Annotated in this window: 10 protein-coding genes; 7 read left to right on the top strand and 3 right to left on the bottom strand. The window is 71.7% G+C overall.

Annotation, left to right across the window (positions count from 1 at the left end):
• Positions 1 to 170 precede the first annotated feature (170 nt).
• From AB0K36_RS34015 to AB0K36_RS34005, 3 genes are read right to left on the bottom strand one after another with little or no spacing between them, the layout of a single operon-like run.
• The gene (locus AB0K36_RS34015) at positions 171 to 1,034 is read right to left on the bottom strand and encodes an aminoglycoside phosphotransferase family protein (RefSeq protein WP_364601576.1); all 864 of its coding nucleotides are present in this window, start codon (positions 1,032 to 1,034) and stop codon (positions 171 to 173) included.
• A 21-nt stretch (positions 1,035 to 1,055) separates the two neighbouring features.
• Complete coding sequence (locus tag AB0K36_RS34010) at positions 1,056 to 1,511, bottom strand: DUF4439 domain-containing protein (RefSeq protein WP_364601574.1); 456 nt, start codon at positions 1,509 to 1,511, stop codon at positions 1,056 to 1,058.
• Positions 1,508 to 2,062 carry a hypothetical protein gene (locus tag AB0K36_RS34005; protein ID WP_364601572.1) on the bottom strand — a complete coding sequence of 185 codons (555 nt, stop codon included), beginning with the start codon at positions 2,060 to 2,062 and terminating at the stop codon, positions 1,508 to 1,510. The genes AB0K36_RS34010 and AB0K36_RS34005 overlap by 4 nt, the downstream gene beginning before the upstream one ends.
• A gap of 152 nt (positions 2,063 to 2,214) precedes the next feature.
• Between AB0K36_RS34005 and rimP the strand changes: the two genes are divergently transcribed.
• The 7 genes from rimP to truB all read left to right on the top strand — a co-directional run bounded on the left by rimP (position 2,215) and on the right by truB (position 9,197).
• Entirely contained in the window at positions 2,215 to 2,712 is a 498-nt protein-coding gene (gene rimP, locus AB0K36_RS34000; RefSeq protein ID WP_189473319.1) for a ribosome maturation factor RimP, read from the top strand.
• Positions 2,713 to 2,714: 2 nt separating this feature from the next.
• Positions 2,715 to 3,710 carry a transcription termination factor NusA gene (gene nusA / locus AB0K36_RS33995; RefSeq protein WP_364601570.1) on the top strand — a complete coding sequence of 332 codons (996 nt, stop codon included), beginning with the start codon at positions 2,715 to 2,717 and terminating at the stop codon, positions 3,708 to 3,710.
• Positions 3,711 to 3,840: 130 nt separating this feature from the next.
• Positions 3,841 to 4,119 (top strand): YlxR family protein, encoded by a 279-nt coding sequence (locus AB0K36_RS33990; protein ID WP_364601568.1) that lies wholly within the window; start codon positions 3,841 to 3,843, stop codon positions 4,117 to 4,119.
• A gap of 153 nt (positions 4,120 to 4,272) precedes the next feature.
• Positions 4,273 to 7,356 (top strand): translation initiation factor IF-2, encoded by a 3,084-nt coding sequence (infB, locus tag AB0K36_RS33985; RefSeq protein ID WP_364601567.1) that lies wholly within the window; start codon positions 4,273 to 4,275, stop codon positions 7,354 to 7,356.
• 180 nt (positions 7,357 to 7,536) lie between these two features.
• Positions 7,537 to 7,830 (top strand): DUF503 domain-containing protein, encoded by a 294-nt coding sequence (locus AB0K36_RS33980; RefSeq protein ID WP_364601565.1) that lies wholly within the window; start codon positions 7,537 to 7,539, stop codon positions 7,828 to 7,830.
• A gap of 27 nt (positions 7,831 to 7,857) precedes the next feature.
• Positions 7,858 to 8,301, top strand: coding sequence for a 30S ribosome-binding factor RbfA (gene rbfA, locus AB0K36_RS33975; RefSeq protein WP_037773629.1), 444 nt, complete (start codon positions 7,858 to 7,860; stop codon positions 8,299 to 8,301).
• Positions 8,298 to 9,197 (top strand): tRNA pseudouridine(55) synthase TruB, encoded by a 900-nt coding sequence (truB, locus tag AB0K36_RS33970; protein ID WP_364601563.1) that lies wholly within the window; start codon positions 8,298 to 8,300, stop codon positions 9,195 to 9,197. The genes rbfA and truB overlap by 4 nt, the downstream gene beginning before the upstream one ends.
• Positions 9,198 to 9,315 lie beyond the last annotated feature (118 nt).

Raw genomic sequence — 9,315 nt, 5'->3', positions numbered from 1 at the left:
GGAATTGATGCTGCCGTGCAGGTCAGGGCGGCCTCGGAAACCGCAGCGTCTGCTTGAGGGCACCGCGCGGAGCGCGGTACGCCGCCCGCAGGCCGGCACGGGGCCCGGGGCCTGCCCCGGTTTCGGGAAGGGGCGGGGAGGGGAAAACGCCCCGCGCAGCGGGCACGCGGCTACAGCCAGCCCGCGAACTCCAGCGCCAGTTCGCCCTCCGCGCGCCGCCCTGCGGCCACCGCCCGCAGGCCCGACTCCACCGCGCGAAACAGCGTCCAGCCCCGCAGCCGGTCGCGGTCGACCTCGAGCGAGTCCGCGAGGCGGTTCAGCCTGCGGCGGGCCGCCGACGCGCCCGCGGAGGACGCGACGAGGTCCTCGACCCGGTCGCGGGCGAGGCGGGCCAGGTCGTAGGCGCGTTCGCCGACCAGGGGCTCGGGTCCGACCGCCAGCCACGGCGTGCGGTCGCCGAAAAGCACCTTCCCCTGGCGGAAGTTGCCGTGCAGCAGCACCTCTTCCGGCGTCGCCGCGACCAGTTCGTCACGGGCCCCCAGCGCGGCCGCGACGAGCGGTTCCGCGGAGCTCCGCATCGTCGCCGCCTGCCGTGCCGTGCGGTCCGCCACCGTTTCGAAGGCGTGGCCGGCCGGCGGCTCGACCCACAGCCGTCTCACCGTGCCCGCCGCCTCCAGCAGCGCCTTGGCCTCGGGGAGCGAGCGGAGCGAGACCTCGGGGTGCAGCCGCTCGAGCAGGAGTTCGCCGTCGGCGGCGTCCAGCAGCCGTACCGCGCCCCAGCCGTTCCACTGCTCCAGCGCGATCGCCTCGGGCCCGGGGGCCGCGGACGGGGGAGCCAGCTTCAGCGCGGCGGGTGTGCCGTCCGGCTGCCGTACGAGAAGGAGCAGGCTGCTCCGGCCACCCGGCACCACGGTCCGTTCGACGTCCAGCTTCCGCCGGTCCACTGCCTCCTGGACAGTTCGTGGCAGCCGCGACAGCCACGCGTCGTCCTCGCCGAGTGCCCGGACCAGCCGCTGCGGGGGTTCGAAAGCCATGCGCCCGTTGTTCCTTCCCCGTCAGTTCCGGCCGGCCCGCTCGGCGAGCCCAGGAAAGGCTACGCCGCTGCCGCGCCAGCGCACCGCGCGGACCGCCGCTTCGCGCAGCGCGCCGGCGGCCTCCAGCCGCAGCTGCCCTTCCGCGGCCCGTACGAGGTCGGAGTAGACGGCCGCCACCCGTTCCTCCAGGACGGCGGCGAGCCGTATCGCGGCGGCGGCGTCCGGCACGGGGAAAGGCAGGGCGTAGCCCGCGGCGGCCGCCGCGGGCTTTCCGCCGAGGTCGCGCACGGTCCGTGCCAGCGAGTCCCGCCGTGACCGGTGTGCGGCGTGGGCGGCTGCGGCCTCGTTCTCGCGGTCCTCGCCGACCCGGCCGCCGACCACTCCGTATCCGTAGACGGCGGCGTGTTCCGCCGCGAGCGCGGCCTGGAGGGCGTCGAGTTCGCGCGCCGTGTCGCCCCGGGCGTCCACCGTGGTCAACGCGGGTCCCCCTTCGTCAGCAGGTACGCATGCGCGGCGCCGGCCGCGGCGACGGACGCCAGCAGGCGGGCGAACTCCGGTTCCGCGTCGGCGAGGGCGGCCGTGTGGCTGTCGGAGGTGCGGCGCTCCGCCGCGGCCAGCGCCTTGAGCGCGTCAGCGGGGTCCTCCGGGACGGCGCCGGCCGCGGTGGCCGACGGCATGACCGGCACGGAGGCGGACGGCGTGACGGACGGCGAGGGAGCGGCGGACGTCTGTCCTGGCCGGCCGCCGGCGAGCGCCACGGCGTGCGCGGAGACCGCGGCACGCAGCGGTGTCAGCCGTTCGGTGAGCTCCGGGTGGCGGGCGATGACGGCGTCGTACTCGTCGCCGAGCGCCGTGCTCGCGGCCGCGCGCCGTGCCCGCAGGGCGGCCTGCGCACGAGCGGGGTCGGCGGACCGGCCGGACGGGCGCCGCGTCCCCGGGGAGTCACTCGAACAGCCCGTCAACATGCCGGCGGCAATCGCCCCCGTCGCCGACAGCGCACGTCTGCGTGTCGTCCCCGTGCGCCCCACGCGTGTCTCCTCGGGCTCGCAGTGATCATCGCCGCAGGCGAGCGTACCTGCGGCTCCCGGGCGGGTGGACGGCAACACCCCCCGCGACCGGATACCCTTTCTTCGACACGCGACGATCCCACAACAGCACACGCGGCCGAGGAGTCACCCGGATGAGCACCACCCAGAGCGAGAGGCTGCGCGGGCTGCTTGAGCCGCTCGTCAGCGCCGCGGAGCTGGATCTGGAAGAGATCGAGGTCTCCCGGGCGGGCCGGCGCCGCATGCTGAGGATCATCGTCGATTCCGACGAGGGCGTGGAACTGGACGCCTGTGCCGAGCTGAGCCGCGCCATCTCCGAGAAGCTCGACGAGACGGACGCGATGGGCGAGGGCGAGTACGTCCTCGAAGTCAGTTCTCCCGGCGCCGACCGCCCGCTGACCGAGCGCCGCCATTTCGTGCGCGCCACCGGCCGCCTGGTGAAGCTGCAGCTGAAGGAGGGCGGGGACCTGGTGGCCCGCCTCCTGACCGTGGACGACGAGGGACTCGACCTCGAGGTGCCCGGTGTGAAGGGGCGCAAGCCCACCGCCCGCCGGGTGGCCTTCGACGACATCGTGAAGGCCCGCGTGGAGCTCGAGTTCAACCGCAAGGACAAGAAGGAAGAGGAGGCGTAGCCGTGGACATCGACGTGAAGCTCCTGAAGGGCCTGGCCCAGGAGAAGGAGATCGCCTTCGACCTGCTGGTCGAGGCCATCGAGTCGGCCCTCCTCATCGCGTACCACCGCACCGAGGGCAGTCGCCGCCACGCCCGTGTGGTGCTGGACCGGAACACCGGCCACGTGACCGTGTGGGCCAAGGAGGACCCGTCCGATCTGGAGGAGGGGCAGGAGCCGAAGGAGTTCGACGACACTCCCTCCGACTTCGGCCGGATCGCCGCCACCACGGCCCGCCAGGTCATCCAGCAGCGGCTGCGGGACGCGGAGAACGACGTCACCTTCGGCGAGTACGCCCGCCGTGAGGGCGACATCGTGGCGGGCATGGTCCAGCAGGGCAAGGACCCCAAGAACGTCCTGGTGAGGCTGGACGACAAGCTGGAGGCGATCCTGCCGGTGCAGGAGCAGGTCCCCGGCGAGGAGTACACGCACGGTCTGCGGCTGCGCACCTACGTGGTGCGTGTGGCCAGGGGTGTGCGCGGTCCCTCCGTCACCCTGTCCCGCACCCACCCGAACCTGGTGAAGAAGCTCTTCGCGCTGGAGGTTCCGGAGATCGCCGACGGCAGTGTGGAGATCGCCGCGATCGCCCGCGAGGCCGGCCACCGCACCAAGATCGCCGTTCGCTCGACCCGCTCCGGCCTGAATCCCAAGGGCGCCTGCATCGGTCCGATGGGCAGCCGTGTGCGTAATGTCATGGCCGAGCTGCACGGCGAGAAGATCGACATCGTGGACTGGTCCGACGATCCGGCGGAGATGGTGGCGAACGCCCTGTCGCCCGCCCGGGTCAGCAAGGTGGAGGTCGTCGACCTCGGCGCCCGCTCCGCCCGGGTGACGGTCCCGGACTACCAGCTGTCGCTGGCGATCGGCAAGGAGGGGCAGAACGCCCGCCTGGCCGCCCGCCTCACCGGCTGGCGCATCGACATCCGGCCCGACACCGAGCACAGCCCCGACCAGGGCTGAGGAATGGGCAGGGGCCGAATCCCGTTGCAGTGGTGACGGGAGCCGACCAAGATCTCACAAGGATCAGGACAACAACCGTTCGATTTTTGCCCCCAAGGGGTGAGGTCGGTGCGGGGAGGTAGACTTAACCGTGTCTGGTCGGACGCATGCCCGCGTGTGCCCTGAGCGAACCTGTGTGGGATGCCGGGAGCGAGCGGCCAAGAGCGATCTGCTGCGGATCGTGGTGATCGAGGGCGAGTGCGTCCCCGATGATCGCGGTACGCTGCCCGGCCGGGGTGCGTACGTGCACCCCGCCTTGGTCTGTTTCGACCTGGCGGTCCGCCGCAGGGCGTTCCCGAGGGCCTTCCGGGCCCAGGGACCGCTCGATACCGCCGCAGTGCGGCGGTATGTCGAGCAGGCAGCACCGTAAGAGAAAGAAGTACGGCACGGATACCCCCGTGCGGTCAGGTACCTCGCGAGTTGGAAGTAGGTCGAGATTGCGATGAGCACTCGATGAGTACGCGATGAGTACGCCCATGAAGTAGCGACGGTCCGGCGGTAACCCGGACCTAAAAGGAGCGAAGTGGCTAAGGTCCGGGTATACGAACTCGCCAAGGAGTTCGGCGTAGAGAGCAAGGTCGTCATGGCCAAGCTCCAAGAACTCGGTGAATTCGTCCGTTCGGCGTCCTCGACGATCGAGGCGCCGGTTGTACGCAAACTGACTGATGCACTGCAGGGGCCCGGCGGCAACGCCGGCAAGTCCGCTGCGAAGCCTGGCGCGCCCCGCAAGGCGACGCCTTCGAAGCCTGCCGCGCCCTCGGCGCAGGCAGGACGTTCCGCTGCCCCCAAGCCCGGCGCACCGGCCCCCAAGCCGGCCCCGGCGAGCAGCACCCCCTCTTCCGCGGCCCCGGCTCCGGGACCGCGTCCGACACCGGGTCCCAAGCCCGCGCCGGCCAAGCCCGCCCCGGCGGCTCCGGTGCCCGCTGCCGAGTTCTCGGCCCCGGCTCCGGCCCAGCCCGCCGCACCGCAGGCCCCGCGTCCCGCGGGTGCCACCCCCGGTCCGCGCCCTGCCCGTCCGGCTCCGGCCGGCGGACAGCGTGACGGCGGTCAGCGTGACGGCGGCCGTGGCGGCGAGCGTCCGGCGCGTCCCGCCGGCGGCCAGGGCGCCCCGCGCCCCGGTGGCCGTCCGGCCGGTCCCCGTCCGGGCAACAACCCGTTCACGTCCGGTGGCTCCACCGGCATGGCGCGTCCGCAGACGCCCCGTCCGGGTGGCGCTCCGCGCCCCGGCGGCGCTGTTCCCGGCGCTCCGCGTCCGCAGGGCGGCCCCGGTGGCGCCCCGCGTCCGCAGGGCCAGGGCGGTGCCCGCCCGACCCCCGGCGGTATGCCTCGTCCGCAGGCCCCGCGTGCCGGTGGTCCCGGTGGCGCGCCCGGCGGTAACCGTCCGAACCCCGGCATGATGCCGCAGCGTCCTGCTGCCGGTCCCCGTCCTGGTGGCGGTCCCGGTGGTGGCGGCGGTCGCGGTCCCGGTGGTGGCGGCGGTCGTCCCGGCGGTGGCGGCGGCGGTCGTCCCGGTGGCGGCGGCGGCTTCGCCGGCCGTCCCGGTGGCGGCGGCGGCTTCGCCGGCCGTCCCGGTGCTCCCGGTGGTGGCGGCGGTTTCGCCGGCCGTCCGGGTGGCCCCGGTGGTGGCGGTGGCCGTCCCGGCTTCGGTGGCCGTCCCGGTGGTCCGGGTGGCCGTGGTGGCACGCAGGGCGCCTTCGGTCGTCCCGGCGGTCCCGCACGTCGTGGTCGCAAGTCGAAGCGGCAGAGGCGCCAGGAGTACGAGGCCATGCAGGCCCCGTCGGTCGGCGGCGTGATGCTGCCTCGCGGCAACGGACAGTCCGTCCGCCTGTCGCGCGGTGCGTCCCTCACCGACTTCGCGGAGAAGATCAACGCCAACCCGGCGTCGCTCGTGGCCGTGATGATGAACCTCGGCGAGATGGTCACCGCCACGCAGTCCGTCTCCGACGAGACGCTGAAGCTCCTCGCGGATGAGATGAACTACATCCTCGAGATCGTCAGCCCGGAGGAGGAGGACCGCGAGCTGCTCGAGTCCTTCGACATCGAGTTCGGTGAGGACGAGGGTGGCGAGGAGTTCCTCGTCGCGCGTCCGCCGGTCGTGACCGTCATGGGTCACGTCGACCACGGTAAGACCCGACTGCTGGACACCATCCGCAAGACGAACGTCGTCGCGGGCGAGGCCGGTGGCATCACCCAGCACATCGGTGCCTACCAGGTCGCGACCGTCGTCAACGAAGAAGAGCGTCGCATCACCTTCATCGACACCCCGGGTCACGAGGCGTTCACCGCCATGCGTGCCCGTGGTGCGAAGTCGACCGACATCGCGATCCTCGTGGTGGCGGCCAACGACGGTGTGATGCCCCAGACGATCGAGGCGCTGAACCACGCCAAGGCGGCCGGTGTGCCGGTCGTGGTCGCGGTCAACAAGATCGACGTCGAGGGTGCCGACCCGACCAAGGTGCGCGGCCAGCTCACCGAATTCGGTCTGGTTGCCGAGGAGTACGGCGGCGACACGATGTTCGTCGACATCTCCGCCAAGCAGGGCCTCAACATCGAGAGCCTGCTGGAGGCCGTGGTCCTCACCGCGGACGCCTCGCTCGACCTGCGGGCCAACCCGGAGCAGGACGCGCAGGGCATCGCGATCGAGTCCCACCTGGACCGTGGCCGCGGCGCCGTCGCGACCGTCCTGGTCCAGCGAGGAACCCTGCGGGTCGGCGACACCATGGTGGTCGGCGACGCGTACGGCCGTGTCCGCGCGATGCTCGACGACAAGGGCGAGAACGTGGAAGAGGCGGGTCCCTCGACTCCGGTCCTCGTCCTCGGTCTCACCAACGTCCCGGGCGCCGGCGACAACTTCCTCGTCGTCGACGAGGACCGCACGGCCCGCCAGATCGCCGAGAAGCGCGCGGCGCGTGAGCGCAACGCCAACTTCGCCCGGCGCGGAGTCCGGTTCTCGTTGGAGAACCTGGACGAGGCCCTCAAGGCCGGTCTGGTGCAGGAACTCAACCTCATCATCAAGGGCGACGCGTCCGGCTCGGTGGAGGCTCTCGAGTCCTCGCTGCTCCAGCTCGACGTCGGCGAAGAGGTCGACATCCGCGTCCTGCACCGTGGTGTGGGTGCGGTCACCGAGTCGGACATCGACCTGGCGACCGGCTCCGACGCCATCGTCATCGGCTTCAACGTCCGCGCCGCGGGCCGCGCGGCGCAGATGGCGGAGCGCGAGGGCGTCGACGTCCGCTACTACTCGGTGATCTACCAGGCCATCGAGGAGATCGAGGCGGCCCTCAAGGGCATGCTCAAGCCGGAGTACGAAGAGGTCGAGCTCGGCACGGCGGAGATCCGCGAGGTCTTCCGCTCGTCCAAGCTGGGCAACATCGCCGGTGTTCTGGTCCGCTCCGGCGAGGTCAAGCGCAACACCAAGGCGCGGTTGCTGCGCGATGGCAAGGTCATCGCGGAGAACCTCACCATCTCTGGTCTGCGTCGCTTCAAGGACGACGTCACCGAGATCCGCGAAGGCTTCGAGGGTGGTATCAACCTCGGAAACTTCAACGACATCAAGGTCGACGACGTCATCGCGACGTACGAGATGCGCGAGAAGCCGCGCGGCTGACGCACGGCACTCGTCCGGGGCCGGTCGGCGGAGATATTTCCGTCGATCGGCCCCGGCCGTTGCGTGTACGGTTTGGGTGTCCCTGCCAAGTACGGCGGGGACCCGACCGTGCCGGTCCGGCGGGAATCCTCCCGGACCCCCGGCACGACGAACCCGGACCGGCGGGACATCCGGACACACATGTATGTGGGGACACTGTCCTTCGATCTGCTTCTCGGCGACGTACGGTCGCTGAAGGAGAAGCGCTCCGTGGTCCGACCGATCGTCGCCGAGCTCCAGCGGAAGTACGGGGTGAGCGCGGCGGAGGTGAGCGGCCAGGACCTCTACCGGCGGGCCGAGATCGGCCTCGCCGTGGTGTCCGGGGACACGGGGCACCTCACGGACGTACTCGACCGGTGCGAGCGCCTCGTCGCCGCCCGGCCGGAGGTGGAGCTGCTGTCGGTACGACGCAGACTCCACAGCGACGAAGACTGAATGCAAGGCAAAGAAGGAGACGGACCAGTGGCCGACAACGCGCGGGCGAAAAAGCTGGCAGACCTCATCCGGGAGGTGGTCGCGGAGAAGCTGCAGCGTGGCATCAAGGACCCTCGCCTGGGTTCGCACGTGACCATCACGGACACCCGCGTCACGGGTGACCTGCGGGAGGCCACGGTCTTCTACACGGTCTACGGCGACGACGAGGACAGGGCCAGTGCCGCTGCGGGCCTGCAGAGCGCCAAGGGCATCCTGCGCTCGGCGGTCGGCGCGGCGGCGGGGACCAAGTTCACGCCGACCCTCACCTTCGTGGCCGACGCGCTCCCGGAGAACGCGAAGACGATCGAGGACCTCCTCGACAAGGCGCGCGCCTCGGACGCCAAGGTCCGTGAGGTGTCCTCCGGCGCCACGTACGCCGGCGAGCCGGACCCGTACCGCAAGCCCGAGGACGAGGACGAAGCCTCGGAATGACGCAGCGCACCGTCACGCCCGACGGACTTGTCATCGTCGACAAGCCGTCGGGCTTCACTTCGCACGACGTCGTCGCCAAGATGCGCGGGATCGCCAGAACCCGGCGCGTCGGACACGCGGGGACGCTCGATCCCATGGCCACCGGCGTACTGGTGCTGGGTGTCGAGAAGGCCACCAAACTTCTCGGGCACCTCGCGCTGACCGAGAAGGAGTACCTGGGCACCATCAGGCTGGGCCAGGACACCGTCACGGACGACGCCGAGGGTGAGGTCACCTCCTCCACGGACGCCTCGGCCGTCACACCTGAGGCCGTCGACGCGGGCGTCGCCGGGCTCACCGGCGACATCATGCAGGTGCCGTCCAAGGTCAGCGCCATCAAGATCGACGGAAAGCGGTCGTACGCGCGGGTGCGCGGCGGCGAGGAGTTCGACATCCCGGCCCGCCCGGTGACCGTCTCCTCCTTCCGCGTCCACGACGTCCGCCCGACGACCACGGAGGACGGCCTGCCGGTCGTCGACCTGGTCGTGTCCGTGGTCTGTTCCTCCGGCACCTACATCCGGGCGCTCGCCCGCGATCTCGGTGCCGTGCTCGGTGTGGGCGGGCACCTGACGGCACTGCGGCGCACCCGGGTCGGCCCGTACGGCCTGGACGCGGCGAAGACCCTCGACCAGCTCCAGGAGGAGCTGACCGTGATGCCGATCGCCGAGGCGGCGGCCGCCGCCTTCCCCCGGTGGGACGTGGACGAGCGGCGGGCCAAGCTGCTCACCAATGGCGTGCGGCTCGAGATGCCTGCCCACGACCGCGCCCCCGTGGCGGTCTTCGGGCCCGACGGACGCTTCCTGGCGCTCGTGGAGGAGCACAACGGCAAGGCGAAGAGCCTGGCCGTCTTCGGCTGACCGAGTCCGCCGATGTCCCGAGGCGGATGTCGATCGGTCGTGGGTGTCGATCGATAGTGGATGTCGACTCGTCGTGGGGGGGGGGGGGCGGGTGGGGCGGCCCGGCCCCCCCGCCACC

The sequence above is a fragment of the Streptomyces kurssanovii genome (assembly GCF_040677245.1).
In the GTDB taxonomy this organism is placed as follows: Bacteria; Actinomycetota; Actinomycetes; order Streptomycetales; family Streptomycetaceae; genus Streptomyces; species Streptomyces kurssanovii.
The sequence above is the reverse complement of the archived record's forward strand: the minus strand, read 5'-3'. Positions and strand labels throughout refer to the sequence as shown.